Below are 14852 nucleotides of genomic sequence, written 5' to 3'. Positions count from 1 at the left end.
GCGGTGACACGAGGCTATTCGTCGTGCGGATCGCCCGGGCGGCCCGGCGCCCGGCGCGCCACACCGTCACCTGGGGCTCCGCGACACGATCTGGCCCTGCGTCTTGCCGCTGAAGGTGAGCCGGCCGGTCAGGTGGCGGTACTCGAAATTCTGCGTGTTCAGCGTCGAGCCGCCCTGGCGGATCGTCACGGGCAGGTGCGAGCGCAGGATCTCGGCGTTGGACAGCGCCTGCACGAACTCCCCGCGCACCTCCATCAGCGCCGGGGCGTCGTCGGCCGCGCCGGGCGGCAGGCGGCGCAGGTGCACGTCGCCCGTCAACTGCAGGTCCGTCGCGTCGCCATTGCTGACGGCGTGGCGCGCCTCGGCGATGGCCAGCGTGCCGTCGGGCGCGATAGCGCGCACGCGCACGTTGTCGATCTCGACCGTGTCGGTGTCCGGGTAGTGGCGCAGCTCCGCGCCGGCAATGTGCACGTTGAGCCGCCCGTCGGCGCCGATGCGCTGGATCTCGAAGCCGTTCATGCGGTAGTCGGGCTCATGGCGCGGCGGCGCCAGCTCGCCGGGCTCGCTGAGCAGTGGCGTGTTCTTGACGAGCCACCACGTGCCGCCCGCCAGGAAGGCCATCAGCAGCACCGGCAGGTAGCTGGACAGCAGGCCCTGCACCCGCCAGGTCCAGGGCTGGGGTGGCTTCCGGCGCGGCGGCGGGGCGGGCAGCGTGACGGGGGTCATGCTGAGCGCCCACCGTCGAGGGTGGCGTGATGGGCGTGCAGCAGCCGCTCGTAGTGGCCGGCGGCCATCAGCAGCAGGTCACAGAACTCGCGCGCGGCGCCGAAGCCGGCCGGTGCCTTCGTCACATGGTGTGCGATGGCCTGCACCTCGGCGTGCGCCCCGGGCGGGGCGCAGGCGAAGCCTGCGCGGGCGAGCAGCGGCAGGTCGGGCCAGTCGTCGCCGATTGCGGCCACCTCGCCCCACGCCACGCCCAGTTTGGCCAGCAGCGGCTCGGCGGCGGCCAGTTTGTCGCCGATGCCGTAGAGCGCGTGCTTCAGGCCCAGGTCTGCCACGCGGCGGCGCACGGCGGGGCTGTCGCGGCCGGTGATGACGACCGGCGCGATGCCGGCCTGCTGCAGCGACTTCAGGCCATGGCCGTCCAGCGTGCTGAAGGCCTTGAACACCTCGCCGCTCTCGCCGATGTAGATGCGCCCGTCCGTCAGCACGCCGTCCACGTCGAAGAGGGCAACCTTGACGCCCAGGCCGCTGCCTTGGGCCCGCACGAGCAGTTCAGCCGGAAAGTTCAGAGCGCTCATATCACCTTGGCCCGCATGAGGTCGTTGATGCTGACGGCGCCGAGCAGGCGCCGGTCGGCGTCCACCACCAGCACGACGGTGATGCGCGCGGCCTCCATCAGGTCGGCAGCGTCGACGGCCAGCGCGTCGGCACCGACGGTGCGCGGCCGAGGAGAGGCCACCTCGGTGGCGGTCAGCGCGCGCAGGTCGCAGCCCTGCTCGATGAGGCGGCGCAGGTCACCGTCGGTGAAGATGCCCTGCACGCGGTCCTCGGCGTCGACGACTACGGCCATGCCAAGCGACTTGGCGCTCATCTCGCGCATCAGCTCGGTGAAGGGCGTGGCGGGCGACACGCGCGGCAGCGCATCGCCGCTGCGCATCAGGTCGCGCACATGGGTCAGCAGCTTGCGGCCCAGCGCCCCGCCGGGGTGGGAGCGGGCGAAGTCCTCGGCCCTGAAGCCGCGCGCGTCCAGCAGCGCGACGGCCAGCGCATCGCCCAGCGCCATCTGCGCCGTCGTGCTGGCCGTCGGCGCGAGCTGCAGCGGGCAGGCCTCCTCGGCGACGGCGCTGTCCAGCACGATGTCGGCGTGCGCGGCCAGGCTGGATTCGGCGCGACCGGTCATTGCGACGACCGGGATGCCCAGGCGCCGCAGCACCGGCAGGATGGCGTTTAGCTCGTCGCTCTCGCCGGAGTTGGACAGCGCCAGCACGACATCGCCCGGCGTGACCATGCCGAGGTCGCCATGTGCCGCCTCGGCTGGGTGGATGAACAGCGCCGGGGTGCCGGTGGAGGCGAGCGTGGCGGCGATCTTGCGGCCCACGTGGCCGCTCTTGCCCATGCCCATCACGGCCACGCGGCCGGTGCAGGTCAGCATGGCCTTCACGGCGGCGGCGAAGGTGTCGCCCAGGCGCGGCGCCAGCTGCGCCAGTGCGCGGGCTTCCACTTCGAGGGCGTTGCGGCCCATGTGGATGGCGCGCGGGGCGTCGAGGGAATCCGGAGTCATCGGGTCAGTGTAGACAATGCACCCGATGCAAAGCCTCCGCCCTTTCCGCTGGGTCGCCCTGGCCCTCGTGCTGTTGCTGGCCTGGGATGCCAGCCATCTGGACCTGTGGGCCATGCGCCAGGTGGGCGATGCCAGTGGCTTCGCCTGGCGGGAGGCCTGGCTCACGCGGGCGCTCATCCACGAGGGCGGCCGGCTGGTCTCCTACGTCGCGATGGCGTTCATCGTGCTCGTCAATCTGTGGCCCCGGGCGCTGCCGGCGCTGACCCGCCGCGAGCGCACGTGGTGGCTCGTGACGACGCTGGTGTGCCTGGCTGCCATCTCGCTGATCAAGCGCGCCAGCCTCACCAGCTGCCCCTGGGACCTCGCGGAGTTCGGCGGCGCGGCGCAGTACGTGTCGCACTGGGCCTTCGGCATGCGCGACGGTGGCGGCGGGCATTGTTTCCCATCGGGCCACGCGAGCGCGGCGTTCTCGTACCTTGCTGGCGGCTGGGCGCTGGCGCGCGCTTACCCGAAGGCCGCGAGGGCGTGGTGGCTGGCCGTCGTCGTGCTGGGCGTCATCTACGGCATCGGGCAGATGGTGCGCGGCGCCCACTACCCGAGCCACACGATGTGGACCGCCTGGATCTGCTGGGCGGTCACGGTGGCCGCCGCGCACCTGGGACCGTGGCGGCTCAGCCGCGCCGGCGCCTGAAGGCCAGCAGGGCCAGCAGCGCCAGGCCGGCGGCCAACAGTGCCGTGGGCGCGGGTTCGGGCACGGGCGTCACCGCGCCGGCGTCGAAATCAATGCTGCCGCCTGAGGTGAACAGGCCCATCAGCGCGTTGGAGTCGCCGCTGAACAGTGCGGACGAGCCGCTGCGGCGGATGTCGAAGCTTCCCTCCACCCAGTCACCGAAGACCCCCTTCTTCTGAGGCCTGTAGCGCAGCGTGACCGTCGCGCCGGAGGTCATGGAGGCATCGGCCGTGAGCGCGTCACCTGCACCGTGCACCTTGAGGCCGGTGCCGACGGTGTCGGTGAAGATCATCTGAAAGAAGGCGGCAGTCTCCCCTTTGGGGCCCGGCTTGGTGACTTCCAGCATGACTTCGGGAACGTGCCGGCCCGTGGCGACGTTCGCGAACCAGGCCGTGGTTGACGAGTCCACGGCCTGGCTCCATGAGAAATCGGCGAACGTGACCTTGCCAGCCCCGGCGCCGCCGCTGGAGGAGGCCGCCGTCAGGCCCCACGCGAAGCTGTCGATGTCGATCCAGTCCTTGTGCGACTTGTCGGTCGAGTCGCCTCGGATGCCGTCGATCTTCAGGTAATAGCTGTTGGCCGCCTGGGCCAAGGGTGCCGCGGCCACGCCGAGGCACAACAGCGCCGCCGCGAGCGCGGCACGCAGGGAAAGAAGAGCCATGTCGAATCTCCTGACGCCCGGGATTGGGCGCGGCGATGCTGGCCACAGCCGATGGCGCTGGCCATCCCCAAGCCTGCGGATGCGGGCCGGCGCGCGGATGCGGGTTGCCGCGCTGACCGGTCGCGCCGCGGCCTGAGATGATCGGCGGCCATGCAACGTCATCTCATCCTCCTCGCCGCCGCCGCACTGACGGCCTGCGCCAGTTCCAGCTCCGACAAGGTGGCGACCGCCGCCACGACGCCGCTGTCCGACATCAACGTCGTCCGCGCCGACATTCCCGACGTGCTGAAGGCGGCCGCCGCGGCGCCGTACGCGACGCCGGCCGACACAAGCTGCGCCGCGCTGGCGGCCGACGTCCGTGCGCTGGACGAGGTGCTGGGCCCGGACCTCGACGCGCCGGCTGGTGCCGGGCGTAGCGGCCTGCTCGACCGTGGCGAGGACGCCGCTACCGGCGCGCTGCAGCGCACGGCCGAGGGCGTCGTGCCTTTCCGGGGCTGGGTACGAAAGCTCAGCGGCGCCGAGCGCTATGCCCGCCAGGTCAGCGTCGCCATCACTGCCGGTGGCGTGCGCCGGGGCTTCCTGCGCGGGCTGGCTGCGGCCAAGGCTTGCCCCGCCAAGCCCGCCTGAGCGCCCCCCGCGGGTGCGGGGGGTGAGGGCTGTCGCAGGCGGAGCGCCGGGCGCGTCTGTTCAAGACCGCACCCTGCTTTCCGGAGCCCGCCATGATGTCCCCACGCCCTGCCACCGCCTGCGCCCTGCTGCTGGCCACCGGCCTGTCCGGTCTCGCCTCTGCCGCGCCGTTGCAGGTCACCAGCGGCGACTTCAACTCCTTCGGTCCGAGCCTGAGTGCCGATGGCAGCCGGCTGGCGTTCTACTCCGCTTCCAACCTGACCGGACAGAACGCCGACAACAGCTTTGAGGTCTTCGTCCGCGACCGCAGCAGCGGGCAGCTGACCCAGGTGAGCGAGCATTCCGACGGCGGCTTCACCGGAGGCAACCAGACGCCGTCCATCAGCGGCGATGGCAGCCGCATCGTCTACCAGCACTTCGTCAGCAGCGGCGGCTTCTCCAGCTTCCAGACGCAGACCTACGACGTCGGCAGCCACGTCACCGCGACGCTGACGCCGCTGGGCGGCTTCGAACAGTCGGCCATCAGCCATGACGGCAAGACCATCGCAGTGGACATCAGCAATGTAGGGCTGCGCCTGTACGACACGACGTCGCAGTCCTTCGTCGGCACGGTCACCCGCAACCCGATGAGCTTTGCGATGAGCGCCGATGCGCGCTTTGTCGCCTACCAGACCTTCGGGCGGACGATGCAGCTGTACGACGTGGCCACCGGCGTCACGACCGCGGTGGGGCCGCGTGGCAGCAGCTTCGAGCGGCCGGCGCTCAGCGCCGATGGCAGCAGCCTGTTCTTCACCGGGGATTTCGATCCGCTGGGCCAGAACGCCGATCACAACACCGAAATCTTCCGCTACGACATCGGCACGCAGAACCTGCAGCAGGTGACACACACCACGAGTGGCAACTTCAGTGGCGTCACTGCCAGCGGCGACGGCAGCCGCATCGCCTTCACCACCGATGCCAACCTGACCGGCGGCAACGCCGATGGCAGCCTGGAGGTCTTCGTCTACGACCTGCTGGCCGACAGCTTCCAGCAGGTGACCGACACGCTGGGTAGCTTCAGCATGAGCGCGGCGCTCAGCGAGGACGGGCGCACGATCGCCTTCGTGTCCAACATGAACATCGACGGCCGCAACCCCTCTGGTGCGTCGCAGGTCTTCGTCAGCGAGCTGGGTCCCCAGGCGCCGCGCGACCTGCCCGAGCCGGCCTCGCTGGCGTTGGTCGCGCTGGCCCTGGGCTTGCAGCCGGTGCTGCGCCGCCTGCAAGGCGCGCCCACCGCGCCCAAGCCCGACACCGCAGCGGGCGGCTCGCGGGTCAGCGGCGCGAACTCGGCGTCATCGGCTCCGCGTCACCCTGCTGGCGGGGCGTCGCGTCGTCAGGTTCAGGCGCGTCGATCACCTGGTCAACGTCGATGTCTGAACCATCCTCCACATCCGACGTTTCGAGGCTGCCCTCGATCGGCGCGACAGCTCGGTCACGACTGAGCGTCACGTCCACCGGCTCCCCCGGATCGGCGGTGGGCAGGCTGTCGACTCCGGACATGTCGCTGCCCGTGTCCGTGAGGTCGGAAGGCCCCAGAGCGTCTTCATCCCGGCCGGCCGCGCGTTGCGGGGCTTGTTCCGTGCCAACGAGGCTGCTGTGTCCCATGGCGGGCTCCTTCGCTGTGTGAAGGAGACAGTCTGCGCCGTGACTGCCGGGCTGCGGGTCGGACGGCGGCGGGCGGGGCGTAGGACATATCCTCCATCCCATGCCTGCCACCGACACCACGCTGCGTGACCTTGTCCGGCTTCGGCGCGTGCGCGACCGCATCGACCGCGAGTACGCGCAGCCGCTGGACGTCGAGGCGCTGGCCAGCGGCATCGGCATGTCCGCCGGTCATCTGAGCCGCCAGTTCCGCGCGGCCTATGGCGAGTCCGTCTACGCCTACCTGATGACGCGCCGCATCGAACGTGCGATGGCCCTGCTGCGCCGCGGCGACCTGTCGGTCACCGACGTGTGCTTCGAGGTCGGCTGCGCGTCGCTGGGCACGTTCAGCACGCGCTTCACGGAGCTGGTCGGCGTGCCGCCTAGTGTCTACCGGCGCCAAGCGGCGGGCGAGTTGCGCGGCCTGCCGTCCTGCGTGACGAAGCAGGTGTCCCGCCCGGTCAGGAATCGAGAAGCGCCCTGACGGGACGGTGCCTAGACTGGCGTCGCCTTTCAAGGAAACAGTCATGCAGATCAACATCCACCACGCATTCCTGCCCCACACCGACGCCGACGCGTCCCTGGCCTTCTACCGAGACGTGCTCGGCTTCGAGGTTCGCAACGACGTCGGCTACGGTGGTCTGCGCTGGATCACCGTCGGCCCGGCCGGCGGCGCGGGCACGTCCATCGTGCTGTACCCGCCGCAGGCCACGCCCGGCGTGACGGATGACGAGAAGCGCACAATCGTCGAGATGATGGCCAAGGGCAGCTTCGGCATGATCGTGCTGGCCACGCCCGACCTTGCCGCCGCGTTCGAGAAGATCCAGGCCGCCGACGCCGAGATCGTGCAGGAGCCGACCGACCAGCCGTACGGCGTGCGCGACTGCGCACTGCGCGATCCGGCCGGCAACATGATCCGCATCCAGCAGGCGCCGTGCTGAGGCTGTACCGGTCCGCGGGCTGATACAGCACCGCGCGCGGCGGGGCGCGCTGTGCCTTCCCGTCGTGCGCGCCTGCCGCTGCAATGGCGGCATGAACGAGTTGCTGCCCTTTCTCGGCTACTGCGCGCTGATGTCCGGCACGCCCGGCCCCAACAACATGATGCTGGTGGCCAGTGGCGCGCACCACGGCTACCGGCGCACGCTGCCCACCATCTTCGGCATGAACGTGGGCAATGCCGTGCAGACCTTTATCACCTGCCTGGGCCTCGGCGCGCTGTTCGTCGCCTGGCCGCTGCTGCACAGCGCGCTGCGGCTGGCGGGCACGCTCTACCTGCTGGTGCTCGCGTGGCGCCTGGCCGGCAGCCCGGCGGCAACCGACCGCCCGCCGCAGCGCGTCAGCTTCACGGAAGCGGCGCTGATGCAGGCGGTGAACCCCAAGAGCTGGGTGCGCGCCGTGACGATCGCCTCGGTCTTCATGCCGCCGGGGTGGAGCGTGCCGGCCGGCGCACTGTTCGTCAGCGCGGTTGGCGCGGTCATCGGCTTTCCGTGCGTGTCGATGTGGGCGCTGTTCGGCGTGGGCATCGGGCGTTGGCTGTCGAGCCCGGCACGGCGGCGGGTGTTCAATGCCATCATGGCCGCGTCCCTTGCCCTCCTGGCCGTGCTGCTGCTGAACTGATGTTCTCGCTCGATCGCAATTCCCCCACGCCGCTGGCCGACCAGATCGAGCAGCGGCTGCAGGCGCTCATCGCCAGCGCGCAGCTGCCGCCCGGCGCACGGTTGAACTCCATCCGTCAGCTCGCGCAGCGCCTGGGCGTCAGCCCCAACACCGTTGTCACGGCCTACGACCGGCTCGTCGCCACTGGCCTCGTGGATTCGCGCGGCACGGCAGGATTCTTCGTCGCCGAGGGGCCGGCCAATGCGATGCCGGACGCCGCCCGCGTCGAAGCCGGCGACGAGCAGGAAGCCGTGTGGCTGGCGCAGCAGGCCAGCGACCAGCGCGCCGGCGTGCTGCTGGCCAGCAGCGGCGCGCTGCCAGCGACCTGGCTGGAAGACGCCGTGCCCGCCGCCGCCGTGCAGCGGGGCCTAGCGCGCGCCACGGCCGGCATGGCCTCGCGCTGCCCGTCGCAGGGCCTGCCCGAACTGCGCGAGCGCCTCGCGTTGATGCTGCGCGGGCAGGGCATCGCGGTGGACGCCAGCCGCGTGATGACGACGTACGGCGGCACGCAGGCTATCGACCTGATCTGCCGCGCCTTCCTGAGCCCGGGCGATGCCGTCGCCGTGGAAACGCCGGGCTACTTCCTGCTGTTCGACCGCCTGCGCCAGGCCGGCGTGACCATCGTGCCGGTGCCGCGCCGGCCCGACGGCATCGACCTCGACGCCCTGGAGGCCGCATGCACCCGCCACCGCCCGCGGCTGCTGTTCCTGCAGAGCGTGCTGCACAACCCGACCGGCTGGGGCAGCACTGCGGCCAACCTGCACCGGGTGCTGCGGCTGGCTGAGCGCCACGGCCTGCTGGTGGCCGAGGACGACGTGCAGGGCCACTTCCACCCCGGCACGCCGACGCGTCTGGCCCAGCTCTCCGGGCTGGACCGCGTCATCTACTACTCCAGCATCTGCAAGGCCATGAGCCCGGCCCTGCGGCTGGGCTACCTGGCCGCCGAGCCGGCGCTGCTCAGGCCGCTGCTGCGCGAGAAGATCCTGTCGGTGCTGACGACGCCGGCGCTCAACGAGTTCGTGCTGCTGGAGGTGCTGGCCGCCGGCCGCTGGCGCAAGCACCTGGACCGCCTGCAGCAGCGCCTGGCCGTGGCGCGCGCCGCGGCCACGCAGCAGCTGAGCCAGGCCGGCGTGCAGCTGGACCACGCAGGCGAGGGCGGGCTGTTCCTGTGGGGCGCGGTGCCGGCCGGCGTGGAAGTGGACGAGCTCGTCAAGGACGCCTTCCGCCACGGCATCCTGCTCGTGCGCGGCGCCACGTTCGCCGCCGACGGCGCACCCGACCCCCACCTGCGTTTCAACGCCGCCTTCAGCCAGCAGCCGCGGCTGGGCCAGTACCTGAAGCAGCAGCTCAGCGCGGCGACAAGCGCTCAGCGCGCCGTGGCGCGTGCGCGGGTCATGGCGTCTCCACGCTGATCGGGTCGCCCACGCGCAGCGCGCCGCTCTGCAGGATGCGCGCCGTCATGCCGCCATGGCCGCGCATCGCGGCATAGCCGCCCGCGCCGATGACCTCTTCCATGCGCGAGCAGGGCTGGCAAGGTCCCACGATCTGGATCAGCGCCTCGCCGACGCGCAGCACCTGGTTCTTCAGCGACAGCAGGTTGATGCCGGACACGACGATGTTGCGCCGCAGGCCCACCGGGTCGATCGGCGCCGTGCGGGCCAGCGTCGCGATGACGGCCAAGTGCTCCTGCTGGATCAGCGTGACCTGCCGGGTCGACAGCTCGGCCTCGCCGCGGCGGCCCAGCCGGTCGTCGGCCAGGCCGATGCCGGCCAGCGCCGTGGTGGCCTCGATGGTGCGGGCCGGGTCGCGCGGCGCGCCGCGCATGATGAGGGCTTCCACGCGGCCCTTGATGTGGGCCGGCGGCGTGTTCAGGTCGCGCAGGGTTCTCATGTCGCAACCTTAGCGCAGCAGCCGCCCGCCTAGGTCCAGCGTGGGCAGGACCACAATCGCGCCACCTCAGCCTTTGGCTCCCTCTCATGAAACGACTGATGCTGCTTGCCGCCGTGCTGTCGGCGACGCTGGCCCATGCGGCCGACGAGGCGCCGCTCGACGCGCTGCCCTACATCCCGAGCCTCGACACGACCGTCATGGACCGCAACGCCGATCCGTGCGACGACCTCTACCGCTTCGCCTGCGGTGCGTGGAGCCAGAAGAACCCGATCCCGGCCGACCAGTCTCGCTGGTCGGTCTACGCGAAGATGGCGAACGAGAACCAGCGCTACCTGTGGGGCGTGCTGGACAAGCTGGGCGATGCCGGCGCCGAGCGCAGCCCGACGCAGGCCAAGCTGGGCGATTACTTCGCCGCCTGCATGGACGAGGGCGCCGTGCAGGCGGCGGGGCTGAAGGGCCTGCAGCCGCTGCTGGACCGCATCGCCGCGCTGCAGGACAAGCGGGCGCTGCCGGGGCTGCTGGCCGAGCTGCAGCTGGCCACGGGCAACGAGCGGCTGTTCTTCGGCTTCGGCGCGGGCCAGGACTTCGCCGATGCGACGCGCCAGATCGCCTTCGCCTACGCGGGCGGGCTGGGTCTGCCCGATCGCGACTACTACCTCAAGCGCGACGACAAGACGCTCAAGATCCGCAACGCCTACGAGGCGCATGTGGCGCGCTTCTTCGAACTGCTCGGCGACGCACCCGCCGTGGCCCGGGCCCATGCGCGCAGCGTGCTGGCCACGGAGACGCTGCTGGCCCGCGCGTCGCTCAGCAAGGTCGACAAGCGTGACCCGTACAAGACCTTCCACGTCGTCGACGCCCGTGGCCTGCAGACGCTGACGCCGGGCTTCGATTGGGCCGCCTTCCAGGCCGGCCTGGGCGTGCCCGCCGACCAGGCGCGCTACAACGTCACCGAGCCGGCCTTCTTCAAGGCGCTGGCCGCGCGACTGAAGGCGATGAGCCTGGCCGACGTGCAGACCTACCTGCGCTGGCAGCTCGCCAGCAGCCTGGCGCCGGCCCTGGACGAGGTCTTCGTGCAGGCCGACTTCGATTTCTATGGCCAGACGCTGACCGGCACGCCGCAGCTCAAGGCGCGCTGGAAGCGCTGTGTGCAGCTCGTCGACGTGCAGTTGGGCGAGGCGCTGGGCCAGGAGTTCGTCGCCCGCAACTTCAAGCCCGAGCTCAAGGCCGCCACGGTGCAGATGACCGACGAGATCGAGGCCGCGATGGCGCGCAGCATCGACAGCCTGACGTGGATGAGCGATGCCACCAAGGCCCGTGCGCAGCAGAAGCTCAAGGCCATCGTCAACAAGGTTGGCTACCCCGAGCGCTGGCGCGACTACTCGGCCCTCACCGTGCAGCGGGGCGACTTCCTCGGCAACGTCATCCGCGGCAATGTCTTCGAGGCGAAGCGCCGGCTGGCCAAGATCGGCCAGCCGGTGGACCGCGGCGAATGGAACATGACGCCGCAGACGGTGAATGCCTACTACGACCCGCAGATGAACGACATCAACTTCCCGGCCGCCGTGCTGCTGCCGCCGCTGTACGACCCACAGCTCGACGAGGCGCCCAACTACGGCAACACCGGCGGCACCATCGGCCATGAGCTGACGCACGGCTTCGACGACGAGGGACGCCAGTTCGACGCGCAGGGCAACCTGAAGAGCTGGTGGACGAAGAAGGATGGCCGCGAGTTCGAGAAGCGCGCCGCCTGTGTGGCGGACCAGTACGGTACCTACCCGGTCGTCGACAACATCAAGATCAACTCCCGGCTCACGCTCGGCGAAGACCTGGCGGACCTGGGCGGCCTGATCCTCGCGTGGGAGGCCTGGAAGGCCCACATGGCCGGCAAGCCGGGCGAGTCGCGCGACGGGCTGACGCCCGAGCAGCGCTTCTTTGTCGGCTTCGCGCAGTGGGATTGCGCCGACGCCCGGCCCGAGGTGCTGCGCGTCCACGCCAAGATCGACCCGCATTCACCGGCCCGCTGGCGCATCAACGGCGTCGTCGTCAACATGCCGGAGTTCGGAAAGGCCTTCGCTTGCAAGCCCGGCGCCAAGCTCGTGAAGCCGGCAGGCGCGCATTGCAAGGTGTGGTGACCTGAACCACGCCGCCGGTGAGCCGGCGGAGAGGGCCGTTCAGGCCTGCACGAGGTTGCGGCCCAAGTGCTTGGCGCGGTAGAGCGCCTGGTCGGCCCGGGCCAGGACCTCGTCGCCGCGCGTGTCGGTGGCCGCAGCCTCGGCGATGCCGAAGCTGGCGCTGAGCGGCCAGTCCTGCTCAAGCCAGCGCAGGGGCTCGGCGTGGATCAGCGTGCGCATGCGCTCGGCGACCAGCGCGGCGCCGGCGATGTTGGTGTCCGGCAGCAGCACACAAAACTCCTCGCCGCCCAGCCGGCCGAAGCGGTCCACCTCGCGCAGGCAAGGTTGCACCACCGCCACCATCTGCCGCAGCGCGGCGTCGCCGGCGGCATGGCCCAGCGTGTCGTTGAGCTGCTTGAAGCGGTCCATATCGATCATGACGAGCGCATAGCCGCGGTCGCGGCGAAACCACGCGTGGGCATGGTTCAGGGCCTGGTGGAAGGCGCTGCGGTTCAGCGTGTCAGTCAGCGGATCGCGTTCCAGCAGCCGCTCGATGCGGCGGATCAGCCGCATCAGCACGAGGAAGGCCAGCGTTGCGTTCTGCATCAGCAGGGCCACGACGCCGCCCCACAGCAGCGCGATGTTGAACGGCGTCGGCCGGTGCATGTCGAGGTGCTCGGGCGGCAGCACGAAGCTGGCCGCGCAGCGCACGGCCATCAGGATCGCCAGCAGAAAAATCGGCAGCGCCAGAGGCGCGGGCGTCAGGCGGTCTCCCAGTTTGGTGTCGACACTGAGTTGGCGCCAGGCGCCGATGCCGGCGGCCAGCATCAGGCAGGCACCGGCCCCGTGGACGATGCGCACGGGCCAGCGCAGGTCGTCACCCGGCGCGATCAGCAGCACCAGCGCCACCGCAGCGACAGTGGCGCAGACGCGCCTCCAGGGCACGCGACGACGAGTGATGGCCGTGACGGCCATGCCCAGCAGCGCCGCGGACGCCACCGCGAGCACGTCGCCGGTCCAGCCGATCAGCGCGCCGCCGGGATGGGTGCTGCGCATCAGGCGGAACACGAGCGACACCATGACAGTGCCGTTGGCGCAGGCCATCAGCAGCGAGGCGCGCGGTGCGATTCGCGCCGGCAGCGCAAAGGCAAGCCACACGGTCATCGAGATGCCGGCGCAGGCCCCGATGGCGGCGATCAGCGTCAGCGAGTGGCTGGGCAGGCTCATGCGGCGGCCAGCTCCTGCAGGTGCGTCGCGGCGCAGACGCGGTTGCGGCCCTCGGCCTTGGCACGGTAGAGCTCGGCATCGGCTCGCGCCATGCCGACCTGGCCCTGCGCATCACCCGCCACCGGCAGTGCCACGCCGAAGCTGGCGGACAGCGGCAGCTCCAGCTCGTGCCAGCGCAGCGGCTGCGCCGACAGGCCGGCGCGCAGCCGCTCGGCGATGGTGGCGGCCGTGTCCAGGTCGTCCGCGGCGGCCAGCGGCAGCAGCGCACAGAACTCCTCGCCACCGAGGCGGCCCAGCCGGTCCACCTCGCGTAGCCCGGTCTGCCAGATCCGGACGCAGTGCTGAAGAGCCGCGTCCCCGGCTGCGTGGCCATGCGTGTCGTTGACCCGCTTGAAATGGTCGATGTCGATCATGACCAGGGCGAACCGGTGGCCGCGCTGCAGCAGGCCTTGCGCCTCCACCAGCGCCTGCTCGAAGGCCCGCCGGTTCATGGCGCCGGTCAGCGTGTCGCGCTCGGTCAGATGCTGGATGCGCGCGATGACGCGCCAGATCATCAGCGAGATCAGGTCCAGCGTGATGCCCGCCGTGATGACGAACAGCAGCGAGGCGCGCAGGGCGCTGGGCAGGCGGTCGGCGGCCACGGCCTCGGCCCAGCTGGGGTCCAGCAGCAGCTCGACGAGGTGTGCGCTGCTCAGCGCCGCCAGCAGCGCAAAGGGCAGCACCGTGCATGCGATGACGGGGCGGGACAGCCGCCCGGCCAGGCCGCGCACTACCTCGCGGGTCGAAAGCAGCGCCAAGGCCGCGACGCAGGCCGTGCTGGCCAACTGCGGGACCAGCGCCTGCCCGCCGGCCAGCCCTGCGGCGATGGCTGCTGCGCCCAGGCCGGCGATCGATGCGATGTCGTGAGAGCGCTGCCGGCTGCGCAGCATGCGCCGCAGCGCCAGCAGAAGCAGCACCGAGCAGCCCAGCAGGCCGAATTCCGTCATTGCCTGCCGCAGGGGCGGCGGCCAGCCGGCAGCGGCTTCCTGCTGGCGCAGCGTCATGACATAAAGCAGGTGGAAGCCCGCCATGAGCCGGCCCGCCCGCGGCGCGACACGGAACACCTGGGCGAGCGCCAGCCAGGCCAGCGCCGACATCAGGTTGAAGAGGGCGGTGACCTGGAGGATGGTCGGGACGTCGAGAAACTGCATAGGTCGCGAGAAGGGGCCGTATCTTCTCCGACGCCGACACAATGCCGGGCATGTCTGACTGGATCTTGATCACCGGTGGCTCGCGCGGCATTGGCGCGGCGACCGCCCGGCGCTGCGCCGCGGTCGGCTGGGACGTGGCGATCAACTATGCGCAGGACGGCCCTGCCGCCGGGGCGCTGGCCGCCGAGTTGCGCGCCAGCGGCCGCCGCGCGCTGACCTGCCGCGCCGACGTGGCCGACGCGGCGCAGGTGGCCGCGATGTTCACGGCGCTGGATGCTGCGGGCGGTCGTCTGGCGGGGCTGGTGAACAACGCGGGTATCGTCGCGCCGGCCGCGCGGCTCGACGCGATGACGCCTGAGCGCTGGCGGCGACTGTTCGACGTGAACGTCATCGGCACGCTGCTGTGCTGCCAGCAGGCGGCGCGGCGCATGAGCACGGCGCGCGGCGGCGCGGGTGGCGCGATCGTCAACATCAGCTCGCGGGCGGCGGAGTTCGGTTCGGCCGGCATCTATGTCGACTACGCGGCCACGAAGGGCGCCGTCGACACGCTGACGAGGGGCCTGGCCCGGGAGTTGATCGCCGAGGGAATCCGCGTCAACGGTGTGCGGCCCGGCGTCATCGACACCGACATCCACTCCGCCAGCGGCATGGACGCGGCTGGCGCGGTGGCCGGCATCCCGATCCAGCGGCTCGGCCGCCCGGAGGAGATCGCCGAGGCCATCGTCTGGCTGCTCGGCGACGCGGCCAGTTACACGGTGGGCGCGATGCTGGACGTAGCGGGCGGCCGCTAGCA

The 14852-nt window shown here is 71.1% G+C and carries 16 protein-coding genes; 9 read left to right on the top strand and 7 right to left on the bottom strand.

The window, feature by feature from the left end; all coding sequences use genetic code 11:
- Positions 1-66: 66 nt before the first annotated feature.
- Genes lptC through LXT13_RS23670 form a run of 3 tightly spaced genes read right to left on the bottom strand, consistent with a single transcriptional unit; the run spans position 67 to position 2284 of the window.
- A complete protein-coding gene (gene lptC / locus LXT13_RS23680; RefSeq protein WP_233374782.1) occupies positions 67-726 on the bottom strand; it encodes an LPS export ABC transporter periplasmic protein LptC in 660 nt (219 codons plus the stop codon).
- Complete coding sequence (locus LXT13_RS23675; RefSeq protein ID WP_233374781.1) at positions 723-1301, bottom strand: KdsC family phosphatase; 579 nt, start codon at positions 1299-1301, stop codon at positions 723-725. Before LXT13_RS23675 ends, lptC begins: the two co-directional genes overlap by 4 nt.
- Positions 1298-2284, bottom strand: coding sequence for a KpsF/GutQ family sugar-phosphate isomerase (locus LXT13_RS23670; RefSeq protein WP_233374780.1), 987 nt, complete (start codon positions 2282-2284; stop codon positions 1298-1300). Before LXT13_RS23670 ends, LXT13_RS23675 begins: the two co-directional genes overlap by 4 nt.
- Before the next feature lie 25 nt (positions 2285-2309).
- On the opposite strand from LXT13_RS23670, the gene LXT13_RS23665 reads away from it, so the two are divergent.
- Positions 2310-2975 carry a phosphatase PAP2 family protein gene (locus LXT13_RS23665; protein WP_233374779.1) on the top strand — a complete coding sequence of 222 codons (666 nt, stop codon included), beginning with the start codon at positions 2310-2312 and terminating at the stop codon, positions 2973-2975.
- Here LXT13_RS23665 and LXT13_RS23660 read toward each other — a convergent pair.
- Positions 2956-3675: an Hcp family type VI secretion system effector gene (locus tag LXT13_RS23660; protein WP_233374778.1), complete on the bottom strand. Its 720-nt coding sequence runs from the start codon at positions 3673-3675 to the stop codon at positions 2956-2958. The two genes, LXT13_RS23665 and LXT13_RS23660, sit on opposite strands and share 20 nt — an antisense overlap.
- Before the next feature lie 150 nt (positions 3676-3825).
- Here LXT13_RS23660 and LXT13_RS23655 point away from each other — a divergent pair, with 150 nt between their 5' ends.
- From LXT13_RS23655 to LXT13_RS23630, 6 genes are all read left to right on the top strand, one after another.
- Positions 3826-4302, top strand: coding sequence for a hypothetical protein (locus LXT13_RS23655; protein WP_233374777.1), 477 nt, complete (start codon positions 3826-3828; stop codon positions 4300-4302).
- A 92-nt stretch (positions 4303-4394) separates the two neighbouring features.
- Positions 4395-5783 (top strand): TolB-like translocation protein, encoded by a 1389-nt coding sequence (locus tag LXT13_RS23650; RefSeq protein WP_233374776.1) that lies wholly within the window; start codon positions 4395-4397, stop codon positions 5781-5783.
- Between the two features lie 263 nt (positions 5784-6046).
- Positions 6047-6466: a helix-turn-helix transcriptional regulator gene (locus LXT13_RS23645; RefSeq protein ID WP_233374775.1), complete on the top strand. Its 420-nt coding sequence runs from the start codon at positions 6047-6049 to the stop codon at positions 6464-6466.
- Between the two features lie 43 nt (positions 6467-6509).
- The gene (locus tag LXT13_RS23640) at positions 6510-6923 is read left to right on the top strand and encodes a VOC family protein (protein ID WP_233374774.1); all 414 of its coding nucleotides are present in this window, start codon (positions 6510-6512) and stop codon (positions 6921-6923) included.
- Positions 6924-7014: 91 nt separating this feature from the next.
- Positions 7015-7599, top strand: a complete 585-nt coding sequence (locus tag LXT13_RS23635; protein ID WP_233374773.1) for a LysE family translocator — start codon at positions 7015-7017, stop codon at positions 7597-7599.
- Positions 7599-9050 (top strand): aminotransferase-like domain-containing protein, encoded by a 1452-nt coding sequence (locus LXT13_RS23630; RefSeq protein WP_233374772.1) that lies wholly within the window; start codon positions 7599-7601, stop codon positions 9048-9050. Before LXT13_RS23635 ends, LXT13_RS23630 begins: the two co-directional genes overlap by 1 nt.
- Here the strand turns inward: LXT13_RS23630 and LXT13_RS23625 are convergent.
- Positions 9031-9528, bottom strand: coding sequence for an MOSC domain-containing protein (locus tag LXT13_RS23625; RefSeq protein ID WP_233374771.1), 498 nt, complete (start codon positions 9526-9528; stop codon positions 9031-9033). The two genes, LXT13_RS23630 and LXT13_RS23625, sit on opposite strands and share 20 nt — an antisense overlap.
- Before the next feature lie 86 nt (positions 9529-9614).
- On the opposite strand from LXT13_RS23625, the gene LXT13_RS23620 reads away from it, so the two are divergent.
- Positions 9615-11663 (top strand): M13 family metallopeptidase, encoded by a 2049-nt coding sequence (locus tag LXT13_RS23620; protein WP_233374770.1) that lies wholly within the window; start codon positions 9615-9617, stop codon positions 11661-11663.
- 39 nt (positions 11664-11702) lie between these two features.
- On the opposite strand, the gene LXT13_RS23615 is transcribed toward LXT13_RS23620, so the two are convergent.
- Both LXT13_RS23615 and LXT13_RS23610 read right to left on the bottom strand, forming a co-directional pair.
- Entirely contained in the window at positions 11703-12869 is a 1167-nt protein-coding gene (locus LXT13_RS23615; RefSeq protein WP_233374769.1) for a GGDEF domain-containing protein, read from the bottom strand.
- Entirely contained in the window at positions 12866-14059 is a 1194-nt protein-coding gene (locus tag LXT13_RS23610; RefSeq protein ID WP_233374768.1) for a GGDEF domain-containing protein, read from the bottom strand. Before LXT13_RS23610 ends, LXT13_RS23615 begins: the two co-directional genes overlap by 4 nt.
- A gap of 41 nt (positions 14060-14100) precedes the next feature.
- Here LXT13_RS23610 and LXT13_RS23605 point away from each other — a divergent pair, with 41 nt between their 5' ends.
- Positions 14101-14850, top strand: coding sequence for an SDR family oxidoreductase (locus LXT13_RS23605; RefSeq protein WP_233374767.1), 750 nt, complete (start codon positions 14101-14103; stop codon positions 14848-14850).
- Positions 14851-14852 lie beyond the last annotated feature (2 nt).

Source organism: Pelomonas cellulosilytica (assembly GCF_021353265.1).
In the GTDB taxonomy this organism is placed as follows: Bacteria; Pseudomonadota; Gammaproteobacteria; order Burkholderiales; family Burkholderiaceae_C; genus Pelomonas; species Pelomonas cellulosilytica.
This window is presented reverse-complemented; position numbering and strand designations above follow the sequence as displayed.

Excerpts from the sequence above, each read along its gene's own strand:
- LXT13_RS23665 (WP_233374779.1), top strand. The coding sequence starts at position 2,310 with ATGCAAAGCCTCCGCCCTTTCCGCTGGGTCGCCCTGGCCCTCGTGCTG.
- LXT13_RS23650 (WP_233374776.1), top strand. The coding sequence starts at position 4,395 with ATGATGTCCCCACGCCCTGCCACCGCCTGCGCCCTGCTGCTGGCCACC.
- LXT13_RS23605 (WP_233374767.1), top strand. The coding sequence starts at position 14,101 with ATGCCGGGCATGTCTGACTGGATCTTGATCACCGGTGGCTCGCGCGGC.
- LXT13_RS23630 (WP_233374772.1), top strand. The coding sequence starts at position 7,599 with ATGTTCTCGCTCGATCGCAATTCCCCCACGCCGCTGGCCGACCAGATC.
- LXT13_RS23620 (WP_233374770.1), top strand. The coding sequence starts at position 9,615 with ATGAAACGACTGATGCTGCTTGCCGCCGTGCTGTCGGCGACGCTGGCC.
- lptC (WP_233374782.1), bottom strand. The coding sequence starts at position 726 with ATGACCCCCGTCACGCTGCCCGCCCCGCCGCCGCGCCGGAAGCCACCC.
- LXT13_RS23635 (WP_233374773.1), top strand. The coding sequence starts at position 7,015 with ATGAACGAGTTGCTGCCCTTTCTCGGCTACTGCGCGCTGATGTCCGGC.
- LXT13_RS23645 (WP_233374775.1), top strand. The coding sequence starts at position 6,047 with ATGCCTGCCACCGACACCACGCTGCGTGACCTTGTCCGGCTTCGGCGC.
- LXT13_RS23675 (WP_233374781.1), bottom strand. The coding sequence starts at position 1,301 with ATGAGCGCTCTGAACTTTCCGGCTGAACTGCTCGTGCGGGCCCAAGGC.
- LXT13_RS23640 (WP_233374774.1), top strand. The coding sequence starts at position 6,510 with ATGCAGATCAACATCCACCACGCATTCCTGCCCCACACCGACGCCGAC.
- LXT13_RS23615 (WP_233374769.1), bottom strand. The coding sequence starts at position 12,869 with ATGAGCCTGCCCAGCCACTCGCTGACGCTGATCGCCGCCATCGGGGCC.
- LXT13_RS23655 (WP_233374777.1), top strand. The coding sequence starts at position 3,826 with ATGCAACGTCATCTCATCCTCCTCGCCGCCGCCGCACTGACGGCCTGC.
- LXT13_RS23660 (WP_233374778.1), bottom strand. The coding sequence starts at position 3,675 with ATGGCTCTTCTTTCCCTGCGTGCCGCGCTCGCGGCGGCGCTGTTGTGC.
- LXT13_RS23670 (WP_233374780.1), bottom strand. The coding sequence starts at position 2,284 with ATGACTCCGGATTCCCTCGACGCCCCGCGCGCCATCCACATGGGCCGC.
- LXT13_RS23610 (WP_233374768.1), bottom strand. The coding sequence starts at position 14,059 with ATGCAGTTTCTCGACGTCCCGACCATCCTCCAGGTCACCGCCCTCTTC.
- LXT13_RS23625 (WP_233374771.1), bottom strand. The coding sequence starts at position 9,528 with ATGAGAACCCTGCGCGACCTGAACACGCCGCCGGCCCACATCAAGGGC.